At 72.2% G+C, this 18,662-nt stretch carries 13 protein-coding genes; 5 read left to right on the top strand and 8 right to left on the bottom strand.

All coding sequences use genetic code 11. The features are described from left to right. The first annotated feature begins 29 nt into the window (after positions 1-29). The gene (locus IPJ78_09080) at positions 30-707 is read left to right on the top strand and encodes a hypothetical protein (protein ID MBK7906707.1); all 678 of its coding nucleotides are present in this window, start codon (positions 30-32) and stop codon (positions 705-707) included. Between the two features lie 40 nt (positions 708-747). Here IPJ78_09080 and IPJ78_09075 read toward each other — a convergent pair whose 3' ends face one another. From IPJ78_09075 to IPJ78_09060, 4 genes are all read right to left on the bottom strand, one after another. Next, positions 748-1,695, bottom strand: coding sequence for an alpha/beta hydrolase (locus IPJ78_09075; protein ID MBK7906706.1), 948 nt, complete (start codon positions 1,693-1,695; stop codon positions 748-750). After that, positions 1,692-2,663 (bottom strand): ParB N-terminal domain-containing protein, encoded by a 972-nt coding sequence (locus IPJ78_09070; protein ID MBK7906705.1) that lies wholly within the window; start codon positions 2,661-2,663, stop codon positions 1,692-1,694. Before IPJ78_09070 ends, IPJ78_09075 begins: the two co-directional genes overlap by 4 nt. Positions 2,664-2,725: 62 nt before the next feature. Continuing rightward, positions 2,726-3,226 carry an SRPBCC family protein gene (locus IPJ78_09065; protein ID MBK7906704.1) on the bottom strand — a complete coding sequence of 167 codons (501 nt, stop codon included), beginning with the start codon at positions 3,224-3,226 and terminating at the stop codon, positions 2,726-2,728. Further along, positions 3,223-3,561 carry a helix-turn-helix transcriptional regulator gene (locus IPJ78_09060; GenBank protein MBK7906703.1) on the bottom strand — a complete coding sequence of 113 codons (339 nt, stop codon included), beginning with the start codon at positions 3,559-3,561 and terminating at the stop codon, positions 3,223-3,225. Before IPJ78_09060 ends, IPJ78_09065 begins: the two co-directional genes overlap by 4 nt. A gap of 115 nt (positions 3,562-3,676) precedes the next feature. Between IPJ78_09060 and IPJ78_09055 the strand changes: the two genes are divergently transcribed. Next, entirely contained in the window at positions 3,677-4,210 is a 534-nt protein-coding gene (locus IPJ78_09055) for an SET domain-containing protein-lysine N-methyltransferase (protein ID MBK7906702.1), read from the top strand. 9 nt (positions 4,211-4,219) lie between these two features. Here IPJ78_09055 and IPJ78_09050 read toward each other — a convergent pair whose 3' ends face one another. Continuing rightward, positions 4,220-5,410, bottom strand: a complete 1,191-nt coding sequence (locus tag IPJ78_09050) for an asparaginase (GenBank protein MBK7906701.1) — start codon at positions 5,408-5,410, stop codon at positions 4,220-4,222. 109 nt (positions 5,411-5,519) lie between these two features. On the opposite strand from IPJ78_09050, the gene IPJ78_09045 reads away from it, so the two are divergent. The 3 genes from IPJ78_09045 (at position 5,520) to IPJ78_09035 (ending at position 16,007) form a co-directional block, all read left to right on the top strand. Then, positions 5,520-6,470, top strand: coding sequence for a polyhydroxybutyrate depolymerase (locus tag IPJ78_09045; protein ID MBK7906700.1), 951 nt, complete (start codon positions 5,520-5,522; stop codon positions 6,468-6,470). Between the two features lie 82 nt (positions 6,471-6,552). Beyond that, entirely contained in the window at positions 6,553-14,823 is an 8,271-nt protein-coding gene (locus IPJ78_09040) for a carbohydrate-binding protein (GenBank protein ID MBK7906699.1), read from the top strand. 23 nt (positions 14,824-14,846) lie between these two features. Then, entirely contained in the window at positions 14,847-16,007 is a 1,161-nt protein-coding gene (locus tag IPJ78_09035; GenBank protein MBK7906698.1) for a DUF2911 domain-containing protein, read from the top strand. Positions 16,008-16,029: 22 nt separating this feature from the next. Here the strand turns inward: IPJ78_09035 and IPJ78_09030 are convergent, their stop codons facing one another. From IPJ78_09030 to IPJ78_09020, 3 genes are all read right to left on the bottom strand, one after another. After that, positions 16,030-16,701 (bottom strand): hypothetical protein, encoded by a 672-nt coding sequence (locus IPJ78_09030; protein ID MBK7906697.1) that lies wholly within the window; start codon positions 16,699-16,701, stop codon positions 16,030-16,032. Beyond that, positions 16,701-17,933: a hypothetical protein gene (locus IPJ78_09025; protein ID MBK7906696.1), complete on the bottom strand. Its 1,233-nt coding sequence runs from the start codon at positions 17,931-17,933 to the stop codon at positions 16,701-16,703. The genes IPJ78_09030 and IPJ78_09025 overlap by 1 nt, the downstream gene beginning before the upstream one ends. 108 nt (positions 17,934-18,041) lie before the next feature. Then, positions 18,042-18,647 (bottom strand): hypothetical protein, encoded by a 606-nt coding sequence (locus tag IPJ78_09020; protein MBK7906695.1) that lies wholly within the window; start codon positions 18,645-18,647, stop codon positions 18,042-18,044. Positions 18,648-18,662: the final 15 nt, after the last annotated feature.

The raw sequence follows: 18,662 nt of genomic DNA, 5'->3' as shown, positions 1-18,662 counted from the left end.
CGACGCACGCACCACGACAGATTGAGGGCATGACGGAACGCCGCTACGACGAGGAGGAGACCGCCGCGATCTTCGCGCGCGCGAGCGAGACATCGCCTCGCGAGGCGTCCACGCTCCCCGCGAAGCAGGGATGGTCGCTCGCCGAGTTGCAGGCGATCGGCCGTGAGGCGGGGCTCGCGCCCGAGGAGGTCGCCGCCGCCGCCCGTTCGCTCGACCGACCGCCACAGCCTGCCCCGCGTCGTTTCCTCGGCCTCACCATCGGCGTGGGACGCACCGTGCAGCTCGACCGGAAGATGGGCGACGCCGAGTGGGAGCGGCTCGTCGTGCTGCTGCGGGACACCTTCGACGCGCGGGGGCAGACCCGCGTCGACGGGTCACTCCGGCAGTGGACGAACGGGAATCTCCAGGTGCTCGTGGAGCCGACCGCGAGCGGGGATCGCGTGCGCTTCCGCACGCGCAACGCGAGTGCGCAGGCGTACATCACCGTCGGCCTGACCGCACTCGCGACGAGCGGCATCGTCGTCGCGGCCCTCGTGGCGCAGGGCGCGCTCACGCCCGGCCTCGCGGTGAGCACCGCCAGCCCGTTCTTCAGCGTGGGCATCGTGGGCGTGGTGGCCGGTTGGCTGCGCCTGCGCCGATGGGCGCCGACACGACTGCAGCAGATGGACGACCTCGCCCAGCGGCTCGAGGCGGGCGACGCGACCTGAGGCGCGCGCGCCTGAAGGCGCGCACCTCAAGGCGCGTGCCTTACGGCAGGTGCCGCGCGAGGAACGCGAACATCGCGGCGTTGAAGGTCCGCGTCTGCTCCAGGTGCGGCAGGTGCCCCGACGAATCGATCGGCACGAACTCGAGCGCGGGGATGCGGCCCCGTACGATCTCCGACTGCGCGAACGGCAGCGTCGCGTCCTGCTTCCCCCAGGCGAGCATCACCGGCGTCCCCTGCGCGGCGATCCGCCCGTGGAGCGCGGCGAAGTCCGCATCCACCAGGGTGAGTCGCGAGCGGAGCAGCGCGCGCCCGAAGCCACGGTACCGCATCTGCGGGCGGTACCGGTCGACCCACCCGGGGAATCGCTCCGGATGCAGGAAGTCGCTCGCCTGCCCGTCGGCCATCCCCGGCACGGCCGTCACCTGGAAGACGTACCGGCCCACGAGCGGCCACGCGAGGAAGCCCGGGTCCGTCGGGCCCTCGACGATCGGATCGACCAGCACGAGCGTGCGCACGCGGTCGCCGTGGGCGGCCGTGAAGTGCGCCGTGACGAAGCCGCCGAAGGAGAGGCCGAAGAGATCCACCGTGCCGCGAACGCCGAGCGAGTCGAGCAGCGCGAGGATCTGCGCATCGAACATCGGGCCGTCGTACGCCGCGTCAGGACGGTCGGACCAGCCGCGCCCCATCAGGTCGTACCGGATGACGCGATACCCGGCGGCCGCGAGCGACGTGAAGGTCGAGTCCCAGATGTATGACGGCACCGAGAACCCATGCACGAGCAGCGCGACGCGTCCCGTGTCGGGGCCGGCCACTTCGTAGTACGTCGTCCCCACCGGCGACCCGATGAACTCCCCCGGTACGCCGGCCGCGGTGCGCGCCTCGGCGTCCAGCGTCTCGCGTTCGGGGTTCCGCAGGTAGTAGGCACCGAGCGCCGTGAGCGTGAGCAGCGCCGCCGCCGCACCGATCGCCAAGCCGTAGCGGCGGATCATTCCTCGCTCGCCGGCGCGCCGCCGCTCTTCGCGACCTGATCGGCCTTCACGTTCGCGGGATTGAACCGCTTCGCCGCCTTGAGGATCGTCGCCATCGTGTCATCGAAGTCGGGGTGCTTCTCCTTCACGAAGCGCAGGTGGTTGATCCGCGACACGACGAACGCCTTCAGGTACGGACTCTCCAGGCCCTTCGCCTTGAGCCCCTTCACCGCTTCGTTCACGTGCTCGTTGAGCTCGAGCAACTGCGCGGCGCGCGCCCGGCGTTCCTCGAGCGCCACCGGGAGCTTGCTCCCGAGGAACTGGTCGATGCGCTTGAGGATCGGATGGTAGGCCCCGCCCGAGAAGCGGCCGTTCTCCATGTAGCAGAAGCCGAGGGTGATGAACGCGGCCTCCTCGAAGATCTCGGCGTGCGACTTCTCGGTCGAGCGCTCGTCCATCTCGGCGAGGGCCACAGCGAGCCGCGCGACCTCGAGCGACTTCTCGCGCAGGTTGTGCGCCTTCTCGGTGTTGAGCGCGAGGATGCGGTGCGCGACATCCTGGTCGGGCACGACGATCGCGACGATCGCCTTGGCCCCGAGCTGCGTCATCGCCCCAAGGCGGTGATAGCCGTTGGGGGACCAGTACGAGCCGGCATCGGCCGGGACCGCGATGATCGGGTCGAGGAAGCGGTCGAGCTTGTCGATCGCGTCGGCCAGCTTGGCGACGTGCGTCTCGGAGAGATCGCGCTGGAACGGCGTGGGCGACACGAGGTCGATCGGCAGCGACGCGAGCACCTGCCAGCGCCCGCCGAGCGGATCGCGATAGGTCGCGAGCACGGCGCCGCCGTCCTTCACGATCTGCTTCGCGAGGCCGGCGACCGGCGCCGGGATGGCGCCCGTGTCGAGCTTCGCCGCGTCCAGTCCGCGCGTGTGCGCGGCCGCCGCCTTCTTGGACTTCTTCGCGGCGCGTTTCTTCTTCGCAGTGGCCATGCTCGAAGCTCCGCCGTGCGCCGGGCCGCGTCAAGCAGTCGCGGCCCGGCGGCACGCGCGCATCAGCCCTGCGACTTGAGCAGGGCGACGAGCTGGTCGAGCGCCGTCCCCCAACCGCCATGGAACCCCATCGCCTCGTGCGCCTGCTTCCCCTCGGGATCGCGATGCATCACGTGCGCGCGATAGCGCGTGCCCGTTCCCTCGGTGGTGAAGGTCAGCACGCAGGTGAACACCGGCACGCCGGCGGGCACGTTCGTCGGACGGAAGCCCGGGCCCATCACGCCCGTCCAGACGATGCGCTCCCCGGGCACGACCTCGAGGTAGCAGCCGGCCGCCTCCTCGCTCTTCTCGCCATTCGGACCTTCCATCGCGACGGCGAAGACGCCGCCCGGCCGCAGGTCGATCTCGCACTTCGTGGTGCGCCAGGGCTTGGGGCAGAACCAGGGCATGAGGTGCTCGGGCACCGTCCACGCACGGTACACGAGGTCGCGCGGCACGTCGACGACGCGATCGAGGACGAGGTCGAGCTCGGGATTCACGTCGGGCAGGGTCGTGCGGGTCATCGGGGGGACTCCTTGAGGGTGAGCAGATGGGCGTCGAGCTGGTCGAGTCGCGTGTTCCACAGGTCCCGCTGCACATCGAGCCAGTGCCGAGCGGTCTCGACGCGCTCCGGCACGAGGGTCCAGCGCCGCACACGGCCCTGCTTGCGACTGCGCACGAGACCGGCCTCCGTGAGGACGTCGAGATGCTGCGTGAAGGACGGCAAGGCCATCCGGAACGGTTCCGCGAGTTCGAGCGTCGATCGGGACCCGCGTGCCAGCCGCTCCACCACCGCGCGCCGCGTGGGGTCGGCGAGCGCACGGAAGACGCGATCGAGCGACGCACTACGTTTAGGCATGTGCCTAAGTAATAGGACATGGAACGCTGCGTCAAGCGATCCCCGCCCGCTTCAGCCTTCTTCCTTCTCCCTTCTGCCTTTCCATTTGCCCGCAAACACGTCAGCTTATACGTCCATGAAACGCACCAACGCCCAGCGCGCGATCAAGCCGCTGACCACCGACGAGCCGCATCTCCCCGGCACCGTCCTCCGCACCGACAACCCGCTCGTCGGCGTCCTCGTGGAACAGTCCGAGCGTCGCCTCGTCACCACGACGGCGATCCCCGAAGGCACGGTCCTCTTCCGGATCGAAGGGTACGAGACGCGGACCCCCACCAAGTACTCGCTCCAGGTCGGCCAGGACCTGCATCTCGACCAGCGCGGGGCGCGCGACGCGACGGATCGCGTGCGGCGCTTCTATTGGCGCTACATGAACCACGGGTGCGAGCCGACGACCTTCATCCGCGACCGCGAGGTGATCGCGCGCCGCGACATCGCCGCGCTCGAGGGCGTGACGTTCGACTACAACACGACCGAGTACGACATGGCGGAGCCCTTCCCCTGCCGGTGCGGGGCGCCCTCGTGCGTGGGCCTCGTGCGCGGGGCGAAGCACCTCACGCCGGCGCAACGCGCGCGCGTCGCGGACATGCTCCCCGACTACCTGCGCTGAGTCCCGCCCTCAGTACTCGTTGAAGATCCGCTGGATCTCGCGCGGATCCTTCGTGCGCGTCAGGGCCACCATCAGCAGGATGCGCGCCTTCCCCGCCGTGAGGTGCAGGGCGGTCACCGCGGGAGGCGCCGGCGGCTCGGCCGGTTCGGCGCGGGCGGTGGTGTCGCGGGTCGCGGTCGCACGAACGGTCGTGTCGCGCACCGGCGTGGGCGGCGGGCCGTCCCCGCCGCCACCGTTCACGTTCTCCCCCGACGTGAATGAGGTCACCACCACGACCCCCTGCTGCCGCAGCGTACGGTACGCCTGCCCTTCGGCCCGCGTCATCCCCGTCGTCGCGACCACGACGCCCACCGGATTCGTCGCGAAGCTCGGCCCCGTGCCGCCGGGATAGCTCATCGTCAGCTCGACGCGCGGCAGCGTGTCCACGCCCGCGAGGTCGAACTCGCTCCGCGGCCCGAAGCGCCGCACCGGCGCGAAGAAGAACTCCGGCCCCTGGTTCGCCACCACGCCGAGCATCCCCATGTCGCCGGTGCTGAATCCCCCCGTGCGCTGATAGAGCTTGCGCGACTCGCGCGCCGAGAGGATCCGGTCGTCCATCACGACCATCACGCCCTTCGCGACGGCCTTCGGCGAGGCCGCCGTGCGCACCGCCGCGAGCAGATTGATCGGTCCGTCGGGACTGATCCCCGTCGCCGGGCGCTGCGCGCCGACCACCACCACCGGCTTCTCCGAGCGCACCGTGAGGTACAGGAAGAACGCCGTCTCCTCGAGGCGGTCGGTCCCGTGCGTCACCACGACCCCCGCGAGGTCCTCACGCTGGAGCACCTCGTTGATCCGCTTCGCGAGCGTGACCCACATCTCGGGCGTCACGAGCGTGCTCGCCACGTTCGAGAACTGTTCCGTCTCGACCTGCGCGAACCGCGCGAGTTCGGGCACGCTCGAGATGATCTGCTCGGCGGTCAATGTGCCGGCACGGTACGCACCGAGCGTCCCCGGCGCGTTCTGCACGCCGGCGATCGTGCCGCCGGTGGCGATGAGGAGGACCTTCGGCCGCGGCGTCGTCGGCACCGCGGGCGTCGCCGGCACCACGGGCACCGGTGCGGGCGCGCTCGTGGTGACCTGCGCGCACGCGGGCAGCGCGATGAGCGACAGGAGCAGCCCGCAGGCGGCCGGGCGGGAACGACGGAGCGAGAGGAGCACGGGACGGGTCCGGGGGGAAGCCGTGAGGTGTCGCACGGCGCGTGACACCTGTCACACGCACGCCACGAAACTATCCTTCACGTTCGGCACCCACCAGCGTCGAACCGACATGATCTCGCACTCCCGTCCCTGCTCCGCCGTGCGCCGCGCCGCCGCCCTCGCGATGCCGCTCGTGCTCATGCTCGCCATCACGACCGCGTTCCCGGTGCCCGCCCACGCGCAGCAACGCACGCTCCGGCACGAGGGCCGCGCCCGCACCTATGTCGTCCGCGCGCCGAGCGGCATCACGCGCACGAGCGCGCCGCTCCCGGTCGTCGTCGTGCTCCACGGCGGAGGTGGCAACGCCGCCAACGCCGAGGCGATGACGGGCTTCACGCGACTCGTCGAGCGCGAACGGATCCTCGTCGTCTATCCCAACGGCAGCGGCACCTTCAAGTCCAAGCTCCTCACCTGGAACGCGGGGCACTGCTGCGGCAAGGCGATGGAGGAGCGCCGCGATGATGTGGGGTTCCTCGACGCGGTGCTCGACGCGGTGATCGCCAGCTATCCGGTCGACCCGCGGCGCATCTACGTGACCGGCATGTCGAACGGCGCGATGATGGCGCACCGCGTCGGGCGCGAGCTCTCGCACCGCGTCGCGGCGATCGCGCCGGTGGTCGGCGCCGTCTTCGGTGACGAGAGGCCCGCCGCCTCGCCGGTGGCCGCGATCATCTTCAATGGCCTGCAGGACGAGAGCGTGCCGGCGCAGGGCGGGCTCGGCACCGGCATCGGACGGCGGGCGTGGGACGGGACACCCGCCCGGCCGAACCTCGACCAGGGCAACTACTGGGCCGGCGTGAACGGGTGCACCAGTTCGCCGCACGCCACCGATGACGGGCGGACCGTGCACTGGACCTGGACCTGCCCCGCCGGACGCGCGGTCGAGCTCCTGCAGCTCAAGGACAACGGGCACGCCTGGCCGGGCGGACGCGCGGGATCGCGACGCGGCGACACGCCGAGCACCTCGCTCGACGCGACCGAGCGGATGTGGCGCTTCTTCAAGGCGCATCCGCGTCCCTGAGCGTCCGCGGTGGCGATAGGGTATGGTTCGACATGCCCCGGCCACCCGATCGCCATTCGCCGCACGCGTTGACCGGCCGCCGATGATCCGGCGTCTGGTCCGTGGCCACGCCGCGCGCCGCCCCCCGCCCACCGCCGAGGACGTCTACGCGGGCCCGATCCGCGGCGAGTTGCTCGGCGCCGAACGCCTCGCCGAACGCGCGCGTTCGCTCGCCACCGAACAGCGGACGATCACCGAACGACGCAAGCGTCGCCTGATCGAGCGCCCCGCGCGCCTCCTCACCCGCCTGGCCCAGACGCGGCACATCCTCTCGGATGCGCGCGACCGTCTCGCCGACGTCGCCCAGCGCGGCGCCGACATCGGCCCCGCCGGCGACTGGTTCCTCGACAACTACCATGTCGTGCGCGAGCACGCGCTGCAGGTGCACGAGAGCCTGCCCGAGGGCTACTTCCGCGAGCTCCCGCTGCTCACGCACGGCACGCTCGCCGAGTACCCGCGCGTGTACGACATCGCGATCGCGCTCATCTCGCACACGGAAGCGCGGATCGACCTCGACAACGTCGATCTCTTCGTCGCCGCCTTCCAGGAGCGCGAGGAACTGTCCCTCGGCGAGCTCTGGGCGATCCCGGCGATGCTCCGCCTCGGTCTCCTCGAGAGCGTGCGCCGCATGACGCTGCGCACGCTGCAGCGACTGGACGAGATCGAGTCGGCGGACGCCTGGACGCGCCGCATCGTCGGCGAGGCGGAGGCCGGGCCGGGGCCGCTGCGCGACGCGCTCGCCGCCTTCGTCGAGGCCGGGCATCCCCTCACGCCCACCTTCGTCTCCCGCCTGCTGCAGCAGCTGCGGGCGACCGCCACCGCGGTGCCGTCGCTCCTGGGGATCGAGCAGTGGTTCGCCGAGGAGGGCGTCGGTCCCACCGAGGCGGCGACGCGCGCCGCCGAGCGACTCGCGCTCACGTCGCTGGTGATGGCGAACAGCATCCGCAGCCTGCGGAGCATCGGCCCGCGCGACTGGAGCCGCTTCGTCGAGCACCAGAGCGCCGTGCATCGCGCGTTGAGCGAGGACCCCACGGGCCACTACCCGCGCATGACGTTCGCGACGCGCGACAGCTATCGCCACGCGGTCGAGCGGATCGCGCGCCACGCGCCCCTCACGGAGTCCGAGGTCGCCGCGCGCGCGGTCGCGCAGGCGCGCCTGCACCCGCACGACACGCGACGCGCGCACGTGGGCTACTGGCTGGTCGACCGCGGCGTGGACGCGTTCGAAACGCACCTCGGCTACGCGGCGCCGCTCGGGGTGCGCGCGAGTCGCCGGCTGCGACGCCATCCGGACCTCGTCTACGGCACCGGCGTGAGCGTGGGTGCGGTGATCGCGCTCCTGCTCCTGCGACTGCTCGCCGGGCCCACCGAGGGCACCATCTGGCTCGCGATCTCCGCCGTCGGCTTCCTGCTCGGCTTCGACCTCGCGGTGCACGCGATGACGCAGGCGGTCACCGCGTTCCTGCCGCCGCGCCTGCTCCCGCGGCTCGACTTCGCGCGGTCGGGGGTGCCCGCCGACTGCCGCACGGCGGTGGTCGTGCCGACGCTCTTCGCCACGCTCAACGAAGTGGAGGACGCGCTCACCGGGCTCGAGGTGCAGTATCTCGCCAATCGCGGGGCGCACCTGCACTACGCACTCCTCAGCGACCACGCCGATGCGGCGACCGAGACGCTGCCGACCGATGCCGCGCTGCTCGCCACCGCGGTGCGCGGCATCGCGGCCCTGAACGCGCGCTACGCGCCCACGACGCACGACGCCTTCTACCTCTTCCATCGGGCGCGCCGCTGGAATCCGCAGCAGGGCGTCTGGATGGGCTGGGAGCGCAAGCGCGGCAAGCTCGGCGAGTTCAACCGGTTCCTGCGCGGCGGCTCGCCGGAGGCCTTCTCCGCCGTGGTCGGCGACGTCGCGGTGCTGCGCGAGGTGCGCTACGTCGTCACGCTCGACGCCGACTCGGTGCTGCCGCCGGACCAGACGCTCGCGCTCGTGGGGACCATCGCGCACCCGCTCAACCGCGCCGTCTTCGATCCGGCGCGGAGCCGCATCGTCGAGGGGTACGGGATCCTCCAGCCGCGCGTCAGCGTCTCATTGGCCAGCGCGCATCGGTCGCGCTTCGCCGCGCTCCATTCCGGGCATCCGGGCGTGGACCCCTACACGACCGCGGTCTCGGATGTCTATCAGGACCTCTACGGCGAGGGGAGCTACACCGGCAAGGGCATCTACGATGTGGACGCGTTCGAGACGGCGACGCACGGCCGCTTCCCCGAGAACGTGCTCCTCTCGCATGACCTGATCGAGGGCAACTACGCGCGCGCCGGCCTCGTCACCGACATCACGGTCTTCGACGACTACCCCGCGCGCTACCTGACCTTCTGGCGCCGGCGACACCGCTGGATCCGCGGCGACTGGCAGCTGCTCCGCTGGATCGGCCCGAAGGTCCCGGGACCGCAGGGGCTCGAGCGCAACCGGCTCTCGTTCATCGCGCGCTGGAAGATCCTCGACAACCTCCGGCGCAGCACCGTCGAGCTCGCCCAGCTCCTCTTCCTCCTCGCGGGCTGGCTCTGGCTGCCGGTCGATCCGCTGGAGTGGACGCTGCTCGGCCTGCTCGCGATCGCCGCGCCCTGGCTCATCACGCTCGTCGTCGCGGTGGGCGGTCCGCCGCGGGCGAGCTCGCGCCGCGCGTACTATCAGGCGGTCGGGCGCGATGCGGTGATCAGCGCGCAGCAGTTCGCGCTCGCGGTGATCTTCCTCCCGCAACAGGCCTGGCTCGCCGCCGATGCGATCGTCCGGACGCTCTGGCGACTGCTCGTCTCGCATCGCGCCCTGCTCGAGTGGCAACCGTCGGCGCACGTCGAGCTCGACCCGCACCGGGCGCTCTCGCGCGAGTGGCAGCAGATGTGGCCGGCGGCGCTCCTGCCGGTGATGCTGCTCGCCTATCTCGCCGGGCGCGCCTTCGGGCCCGTGGGTCCCGCGCCGGCCGGGAGCTGGGCGCTGATCCTCCCCGTCGCGCTCCTCACGGGGCTCTGGGCGGCGGCCCCCCTCGTCGCGCACGAGATGAGCCGGCCGCGGCGGCGGCGCATCGCGCCGCTCGACGTCGAGGATCGCGCCACCGCGCTCGAGTATGCCCGAGCGCACTGGGCCTTCTTCGCGCGGTTCGCCGACGCCTCCACCGCCTGGCTCGCGCCGGACAACGTGCAGGAGGATCCGTACCGCGTGGTCGCGATGCGGACCTCGCCGACCAACATCGGCCTCCAGCTGCTCGCGACGGTCACCGCGCACGACCTCGGCCTGATCCCGCTCGAGGAGATGACGCAGCGGCTCGAGCGCGCCTTCGCGACGATCGCGCGCCTGCCCCGCTGCCGCGGGCATCTGCTCAACTGGTACGCGCTCCCCGACCTCACCGTCCTCGACCCCGGCTACGTCTCGACGGTCGACAGCGGCAACCTCGCGGGCCACCTCATCGCGTTGCGGCAGGCCTGTCGCGGTCTCGCCGAAGGTGCGGAGTTCGCCTCCCCCACGCTCGCCGCGCGACTCCGTGCGCTCGAAGCGGCCGCCGAGCGGCTCGTGCACGAGATGGACTTCACCTTCCTCTACGACGAGGACACGAAGCTCTTCCGCATCGGATTCAACACCGCGACGCACCAGCTGGACGATTCCTCCTACGACCTCCTCGCGTCCGAGGCGCGACTCGCGAGCTTCGTCGCCATCGCCAAGCATGACGTCGGGCCGGAGCACTGGTTCCATCTGGGGCGCACCCTCACCCGCGCGCATGGGCACGCCGCCCTCGTCTCGTGGAGCGGCTCGATGTTCGAGTACCTCATGCCCCTGCTCGTGATGCGCGCCTTCCCGGGGACGCTGCTCGCGCTCACCTACGAGGGGGCGGTGGGCCGGCAGCAGCGGCACGGCGAGGACCGCGGCGTCCCCTGGGGCGTGAGCGAGAGCGCCTACCACCTGCGCGACCGCCACCTCACCTATCAGTACCGGGCCTTCGGCGTGCCCGACCTCGCGCTGCAGCGCGGCCTCGCGCGGGACCTCGTCGTCGCCCCCTATGCCTCGGCGCTCGCGCTCATGGTCGATCCGGCGGAGTCGATGCGCAACCTCGGCGCCCTCGAGCGCCTCGGCGCGCTCGGCGACTTCGGCTTCTACGACGCGCTCGACTGGACCCGCCCTCCGGCGGGCGATCCGTTCGCGCTCGTGCGATGTCACATGGCGCATCACGTCGGGATGACCCTCGTCGCGATCGGCAACGCGTTGCTCAAGCAGCGCTGGCAGCAGCGCTTCCACGCCGACCCGCTCGTGCGCGCGGCCTCGCTCCTCCTCGACGAACGCGTCCCGCGCCGCCTCGACTTCCAGGAGCCGCAGCCGGCGCTCCCCACGGCGAGCGCCTCGAGCGAGGTGCCCGAGGGGCCGGTCGTGCGCGAGTACCGGACGGCCGACACGCCGCGGCCGCATGTCGCGCTGCTGGGCCACGCGCCCGTGACGGTGATGGTGACGCACGCCGGTGGGGGCTACACGCGCAGCGGCGGACTCGCCGTCACGCGCTGGCGCCCCGACGGCACGCGCGACGACACCGGGCAGTTCTGCTACGTGCGCGACCTCGGCAGCGGCCGCGTCTGGTCCTCGGGGCACCAGCCGACCGGCGCGATCGCCGACCGCTACCTCGCCTCGCTCGCGACCGACCGCGTCACCATCGAACGCACCGACGGCGCGATCGATACCTGCACCGAGATCGTCGTGGCACCGGAGGACGGCGCCGAGGTGCGCCGGGTGACGGTGACGAACAACAGCGCGCAGGCGCGCGAGGTCGAACTCACGAGCTACGGTGAGATCGTCCTCGCGTCGCGCGCGGCCGATCGTGCGCATCCGGCGTTCGGGAACCTCTTCGTCGAGACCGAGTGGCACGAGTGGTGCCATGCGCTCACCGCCACGCGGCGTCCCCGCTCCGCCGACGAACCGACCGTCTGGTGCGCGCACGTCGCCGATGTGGGGCCGCACCGCGTGGGCGCGGTCACCTACGAGAGCGACCGCGCGCGCTTCCTCGGTCGCGGGCGGTCCACGCGCGACCCGGTGGCGCTCGCGCCCGGCGCCACGCTCTCCGGCACCACCGGGGCGGTGCTCGACCCGATCTTCGCGATCCGCGTCCGCCTCCAGCTCGCCGCCGGCGAATCGGGCGCGGTCGCCTTCTCCACCATCGTCGCCGCCTCGCGCGAGGAACTCTTCGCCCGCGCCGACCGCTACCACGGGGCGCACGCGGCGCGCCGCGCCCTCGACCTCGCCTGGACGGCGACGCGCATCGAGCTGCGCGAGATGGGCGTCACCGCCGCCGACGCCGCGGCCTGCCAGGACCTCGCGAGCTACATCCTCTTCCCCGACAGCGTCACGCGGGCGCCGAGCCTCGGCCTCGCGCGCAACGACGGCTGGCAGCAGGCGCTCTGGGCGCACGGCATCTCGGGCGACTTCCCGCTCGTGCTCGCGACGATCGACTCCGCCGAGGGACTCGCGTCGTTGCAGCCCCTGCTCACGGCGCACCGGTACTGGCGCCTGCGCGGCGTGCACGTCGACCTCCTCATCGTCACCAACGAGCAGCAGAGCTACCTCGAGGCGCTGCGCGAGCGGATCACGGCCATCCTCACCACGGCCGGCGGCGCGGCGGTGCTCGATGCGAGCGGCGGGGTGCACCTGCGGAATCGCGGCGCGCTCGGCGTCGCCGACTTCGACACGATCGGCGCGGTCGCGCGACTCACCATCGCGTGCGACGGCCGGACGCTCGCGCGCATCGTCGCGGACGTCGTCCGGATGACCGACGTGCCGGAGACGCGCGAGGCGGCATGGCCCGCCGCCGACGGGCTGGCGATGCCGCTCGCCCCGGCACCGCTCGATCCGCCCCTGCGGTTCGACAACGGGATCGGCGGGCTCGCCGACGGCGACCGCTATCACATCCGCGTCGCCGGTGACCGGCGTCCACCGGCGCCGTGGGCCAACGTGATCGCCAATCCGCGCGGCGGGTTCGTCGTCTCCGAGAGCGGCGGCGGCTTCACGTGGGCGGCGAGCAGCTACTTCCATCGACTGACGCCCTGGTCGAACGACCCCGTCACCGATCCGGTCGGCGAGGCGCTCTACCTGCGCGACGAGGAGACCGGCGAGTTCTGGAGCGCGACCCCGGCGCCCGTGCGTCACGGCATCGCGTACACCGTCACGCACGGCTTCGGCGAGAGCGAGTTCCGGCACGAGCATGGCGGGCTCGCCGCGGTGCTCACGCTCGGCATGGCCGGCGAGGAGCCGGTGAAGCTCTCGCGGCTCCGCCTCACCAACCACGGATCCCGCGCGCGGCACCTCTCGCTCACCTCGTACGTCGAGTGGACCCTCGGCACGCTGCGCGAGCAGACGCAGCATCGGGTGCGCACGCGCTTCGACGCCGCGACGGGCGCGGTGCTCGCCGACAACCCGTTCGACCCGCAGTTCGCGTCCTGGGTCTCCTTCTCCGCCATGAGCGCGCCCGTCACCTCGCACACCGGCGACCGGCGCGAGTTCATCGGCCGGAACGACGCCCTCGCATCGCCGGCCGCGATGCGCCGAGCGGCGCTCGGCGCCCGCACGGGCCTCGGCGTCGATCCGTGCGCCGCCCTCCGCGCCGAGGTGACGCTCGCCCCGGGCGAGTCGCGCACGATCGTCGTGCTCCTCGGGGCGGCACCCGACGAAGCGCGGGCGCGCGCCCTCCTCACGACCTATCGCGACGTCGGCGCCGCGGAGCGCGCGCACGCCGGGAGCGTCGCGGCCTGGGACGAGCGCCTCGGCGCGATCACGGTGCGCACGCCCGACCCCGCCTTCGACGCGCTCGTGAACCGCTGGGCGCTGTATCAGACGCTCGCGTGCCGCATGTGGGCGCGCTCGGCGACCTACCAGAGCAGCGGCGCATTCGGCTTCCGCGACCAGCTGCAGGATGCGATGGCGCTCGTGCACGCCGAACCGGGCCTCGCGCGTGCCCACCTGGTGCGGGCCGCCGCGCGGCAGTTCCCCGAGGGAGACGTCCAGCATTGGTGGCACCCCGAGAGCGGTCGCGGTGTGCGCACCCGCTTCTCCGACGACCTCGCCTGGCTGCCGTACGTGGTCGAGCACTACGTGCGCGTCACCGGCGACCGCGCGGTGCTCGACGAGGAGGTCCCCTTCCTCGCGATGCGGCGGCTCGAGCCGCACGAGCACGAGATCTACGACCTGCCGCACGTGAGCGAGGAGCGCGCGTCGCTCCACGAGCACTGCCGCCGCGCCCTCGCGAAGGCGTGCACCGTGGGCGCGCACGGCCTGCCGCTCATCGGGACCGGCGACTGGAACGACGGCATGAGTCGCGTCGGCAAGGACGGTCATGGCGAGAGCGTGTGGCTCGGCTGGTTCCTCGTCACCGTGCTGCGCGCGTACGCGCCGCTCGCCGACGCGCGCGGCGGTGAGGCGGATCGGACGGATGCCCGCACCTACCGCGCGCAGGCCGATCGCTACGTGGCGGCGGTGGAGGAGTCGGGCTGGGACGGCGCCTGGTATCGCCGCGCCTTCTTCGACGACGGCACGCCGCTGGGCACCGCGACCGCGCTCGAATGCCGCATCGACTCCATCGCGCAGAGCTGGAGCGTGATCAGCGGCGCCGGCCGGCCCGATCGCCAACGCCTCGCGATGCAGTCGCTCGAGGAGCACCTCGTCGATCCGGACGCGCGGCTCATCCGCCTGCTCACGCCCCCCTTCGACGAGATGCCGCACGACCCCGGCTACATCAAGGGCTACGTGCCCGGCGTGCGCGAGAACGGGGCCCAGTACACGCATGCCGCCATCTGGGCCGTCCTCGCCGCGGCGATGCTCGGCGACGGCACGCGGGCGATGTCGTGGTTCACGCTGCTCAATCCCTTCACGCACACCGACACCCCGGAGGGCGTCGCGACCTATCGCGTGGAGCCGTACGCGATCGCGGCCGACGTCTACACCGCCCCCGGAGCGGTGGGACGCGGCGGCTGGACCTGGTACACCGGATCCGCGAGCTGGATGTACCGCGTCGGCATCGAGGCGCTCATCGGCGTGCAGCGCACCGGCGACCGGTTGCGCCTGGAGCCCTGCGTGCCGCCGGAGTGGCCGTCGCTCACGGTGTCGTACCGCGTCGGGACCTCGCGCTACGAGATCGAGGTCGCCTGGCCGGGCCTGCTCCGCACGCAGGGCGCGATCGTGACGGCTGACGGTCGCCTGATTCCCGACGGGTGGATCCCCCTCGTCGATGACGGCGCCGTGCACGTGGTCCGCATCGTGCCGAGCGGGACGACGCCCGGCGAGGTAATGTAGGGGACCACCTTCCGGAGTCCTGCGTGCGTCTCGGTCGTCTCGTCCCTGCCCTCCTGCTCGGCGCGAGCGCGCCGCTCGCCGCCCAGCAGGCCTCGCTCGTGTACACGCTCGGCCGCGACACCATCGCCATCGAGCAGTGGACGCGCACCGCCTCCGCGCTCACGGGGGAGATGGTGCAGCGCTCCGGCGCCGCCGTGGCCCGCGTGCAGTATCGCATGACACTCGGCCGCGACGGGCGCCCCACCGGCGGCGCGATCGTCCGGCTCAACGCCGACGGCACGCTCCCGGCCAACGCGCCGAAGGAGACGCGCTTCAACATCACCGCCGACTCGATCGTCCGCGAGGTCGTGTTCGCCGACAGCACGCAGCGCCGCGCCTTCGCCGCCAAGGGCGCGATGATCACCTTCCCCGTCTTCGTGTACGGGCCGATGGAACTGCTCGCCGCGGTGAAGCGCGCGGGCGGCAATGCCGACTCCATCCCCGCGCTCGGCGCGGCCGGCGGCCTGGGCTACACCGGCCTCGCGGCCGTCTCGAGCGAGGGCGGGCGCACCACCCTGCGCCAGCGCGGCGGTCCCTACGCGATGGTGATGGCCTTCGATGCGCGCGACCGGCTCCTCACGTTCGACGGCTCGCTCACGACGAACAAGGCGATGGCCGAGCGCGGCAGCGGCGGGTTCGATCTCGCCGCGATCGCGCGGACGATGAAGCCCACCGGGACGCTGTCCGGCCGTGCCGACGCGCGCGCCGCCTTCGGTCCGGGCGGGATGGTGATCGTGGACTACGGCCGGCCGCAGGTGCGCGAGCGCACCGTCTGGGGTGGCACGCTGGTGCCGCGCGACAGCATCTGGCGCGCCGGCGCGAACGATGCGACGCACCTCTTCACCACGCGCACGCTCACCTTCGGCGACGTCACCCTCGCGCCCGGGATGTACACGCTCTGGGTGCAGCACACCGCCGCGGGGACCTGGCTCATCCTCAACAAGCAGACCGGCCAGTGGGGCACGCAGTACAACGCGGTCAACGACCTCGGCCGCGTCGCGCTCGAGCTCAAGCCGACGACCGAGCATGTCGAGGAGCTGACCATCACGCTCACCGCGCTCGGGCCGGCGCGCGGGCAGTTCGCGCTCGCGTGGGGCGATCAGGTGGCGAGCGTGGCCTTCGGGGTGAGCGCGGCGCGTCCCTGACGCGCCACGCGGGCGGGACGGCTCAACGCCTGAGCCGTCCCAGCCCGAGTCCCACACCGAACGACACCGCCTGTCGTTCCCCGAACACCGTCGCGGCGCGGAGCACCACGCGCCGCTCGACGTCGAACGCGAGGTCGAGTCCCGCCTCGAGCGTCGGATCGACGATGAACTCCTTCGCCGGCGCGCGGTCCCCGAGTCGCAGGTCCGCGGACGCGCCGACGACCACGTACGGCGCCGCCCACACCGAGCCCGATTGCCACGAGGAACTGCCGGCGAGTCCAACCGGCAGCGTGAGGAGCGAGTAATCGCCGGCGCTGAGCGCCAGCCCGGCCTGCCAGTCGAGCTCGATCGCCCATGGCGCGGTGCGCCGCCGGAGCGGTGACTGGAAGTCGATCCCGCCGAGGACGGCGCTGCGGCCACCGGCGCCCTGCCCTCCGCCGGCACGCAACCGGAACCCCGTGGGCAGCGCGGGCATCGCCCACGTCACGAGCATCGCCCCGGCGTCGCCCGGATAGGCCGCGTGCTGCACCCAATGCACGCCCATCCCCCCCGAACCGTGCGGCGAGACGAGCCGCGGGCCATCCGGCGCGACCTGCGCGAAGGCCGATCGCGGCGAGAGCGCCGCGAGCACCGCCAGCGCGATCAGCATCACGATGATCGTCGCGACCGCGAACTCCAGTCTGGACGCGCGCATCAGTTGGGCGCCCGCACGCCGGGCGCATCGTAGCTGCGGTCGCGACCCATCACCGCCCCGTGCAGGTCGAGGCCCTGATTGGTGTGCCGCGCGACCCACTGGCGGATCGACCCCGGGAACGGATCGGGACTGCCGCGCCGCCCGAGCGGGTCGGTGAACCAGACCGTCGGGCCCCCGGCGTTGTCGATGTGGTTGCCGTTGATGTCCACCACGCGCCGCACGCCCTTGAACGGCGAGCGCGGATCGTTCCAGGCGACCGAGTCGGCGAGCCCCGCGCAGCGACCGCGCCCGCGGATCGCCGGCTGGTAGCAGAGATCGATCGGCCGCGACATCGACCGGTCGGTCGAGGCCGCATCGTAGTACCGGCTCGGATCCATCACCTGGTAGTAGGGGCCGAACGCGACGAGCCAGTGGCCGTCGGCGCGACGGAGCGAGGCGCTCACCTCCCAGTTCTCATGGAGGATCCCGTCGAAGTGCGGGTTGTTCGGGCTCTCGGCGATCCGCTCGGCGACGCACAGGCCGTCCGGGAGGCGACGGATGCCGCCGCCATCGGGCGAGTTGGGCGGCGTCGGCAGGCCGGCGGTGATGGGACGCTCGCGGTCGCAGTTGGGGATCAGCTGCCCCGGCGTGCCGATCGGCGTGAGCAGCGTCGCGCTGAACGCGGTGCCGTCGGTGCAGCGGATGTGGTACGCGACCTCGTGCAGGTTGTTGGTGAACGCGTCCGGCGAGTGCGTCCCCTGATGGAGCTTGGTGAGCACGTCGCAGGTGACGGTGAAGGTGGAGGTCCCGGTGTTGCCGACCTCCATCGTCATGTCGTTCTCCCACTCGATCTTGTGCCCGACGTGATCCTCCACGCGCGCGGCGCCGAACCCGCTCTCGACGAGATGCTGGTTGGCGTAGCCGAACGGCACGTCGCCGATCTCGCGATAGAGGTCCGAGCCGCGCGGGTCGCGCCCATGCTCGTGCCCGAAGTGGCAACCGGTCGCCGGATCGACCGCCGGATGCCAGGTCGGATAGCGCAGCCCGTCGGGCCCGACGACGCTGAAGGCATCGTGCTGCTCACGGGTGCACGTGTCCGTGCCGGACGGGCTCCAGACCGAGTACGCCTGACCGAATCCGATCTCGGCGACCTGGTCGAAGCGCGGCGACGCGAGATCCGTCGAATCGCAGGCGGCGAGCGCGGCGAGCGCGAGCATCAGCGCGCGAGGGACCGGATGGGGACCACGGGACATGCGACTTCCTCCTCCGCCACGCACGCGTGGCCGATTCGGGAGCCGGTGACCCTTCGCAGGGCCTGACACGCTCCGTGATTGGATCTCCTTCGACCTTCCTCCTTCCGCCTATCTCCGCCGCAGCTGCACCGCCATCCTGATCGCGCTCAAGCCCACGTTGTCCACCACCGTCACGCTCTCGTTGCGCAGCTTGCCGAACGCCGCGAGGTCCATCGTCAGCACGTTGCCGGCCACCCACGCGCCGGCGAGCGGCACGTCGTACCCGATGCCGACCGAGGCCCGCGGCGCGCCGAACGTGTAGTCGCTCGCGCGATAGCTGGTCCACCCGGCGCCGCCGAGCAGGTACAGCCGGCTGCGCGCCGAGGGCTTCATGTGCGCGACGAGGCCGATGCCACTCGTCATCTCGCGCACCCCGACATCGCGGTACGTCCACCGCGACAGTTCGAGTCCCACGCGCAACGTGGGCGACGCGTACGCACCGAGCGCCCCGGTGATCACCGCGCCGAGATCACGGTGCGCCGAGCAGATCGAACAGGCGAGCCGCGAGCCCGCGCCGCCGAGCGTCACCTCGTACCAGAGGCCGGCATTGGCGGGCGCGGCCTGCGGCGCCGCCTGCGCCACGGCGCGCGATGGGGCCACCGCGAGCGCGACCGCACCGAGCAGCAGCGCGAGCCGTCGTCGGTAGCGATGCGGGGATCCGTGGCGGGAGGTCATGCGGGACATCCTGCC

Source organism: Gemmatimonadota bacterium, assembly GCA_016714015.1.
Lineage (GTDB): Bacteria > Gemmatimonadota > Gemmatimonadetes > Gemmatimonadales > Gemmatimonadaceae > Pseudogemmatithrix.
This window is presented reverse-complemented; position numbering and strand designations above follow the sequence as displayed.

What these genes read in the sequence shown, in the direction of transcription:
- IPJ78_09065 (MBK7906704.1), bottom strand. Translation starts at nt 3,226, where the DNA reads ATGACCCGCACGACCCTGCCCGACGTGAATCCCGAGCTCGACCTCGTC.
- IPJ78_09040 (MBK7906699.1), top strand. Translation starts at nt 6,553, where the DNA reads ATGATCCGGCGTCTGGTCCGTGGCCACGCCGCGCGCCGCCCCCCGCCC.
- IPJ78_09045 (MBK7906700.1), top strand. Translation starts at nt 5,520, where the DNA reads ATGATCTCGCACTCCCGTCCCTGCTCCGCCGTGCGCCGCGCCGCCGCC.
- IPJ78_09075 (MBK7906706.1), bottom strand. Translation starts at nt 1,695, where the DNA reads ATGATCCGCCGCTACGGCTTGGCGATCGGTGCGGCGGCGGCGCTGCTC.
- IPJ78_09060 (MBK7906703.1), bottom strand. Translation starts at nt 3,561, where the DNA reads ATGCCTAAACGTAGTGCGTCGCTCGATCGCGTCTTCCGTGCGCTCGCC.
- IPJ78_09080 (MBK7906707.1), top strand. Translation starts at nt 30, where the DNA reads ATGACGGAACGCCGCTACGACGAGGAGGAGACCGCCGCGATCTTCGCG.
- IPJ78_09020 (MBK7906695.1), bottom strand. Translation starts at nt 18,647, where the DNA reads ATGACCTCCCGCCACGGATCCCCGCATCGCTACCGACGACGGCTCGCG.
- IPJ78_09055 (MBK7906702.1), top strand. Translation starts at nt 3,677, where the DNA reads ATGAAACGCACCAACGCCCAGCGCGCGATCAAGCCGCTGACCACCGAC.
- IPJ78_09025 (MBK7906696.1), bottom strand. Translation starts at nt 17,933, where the DNA reads ATGTCCCGTGGTCCCCATCCGGTCCCTCGCGCGCTGATGCTCGCGCTC.
- IPJ78_09070 (MBK7906705.1), bottom strand. Translation starts at nt 2,663, where the DNA reads ATGGCCACTGCGAAGAAGAAACGCGCCGCGAAGAAGTCCAAGAAGGCG.
- IPJ78_09030 (MBK7906697.1), bottom strand. Translation starts at nt 16,701, where the DNA reads ATGCGCGCGTCCAGACTGGAGTTCGCGGTCGCGACGATCATCGTGATG.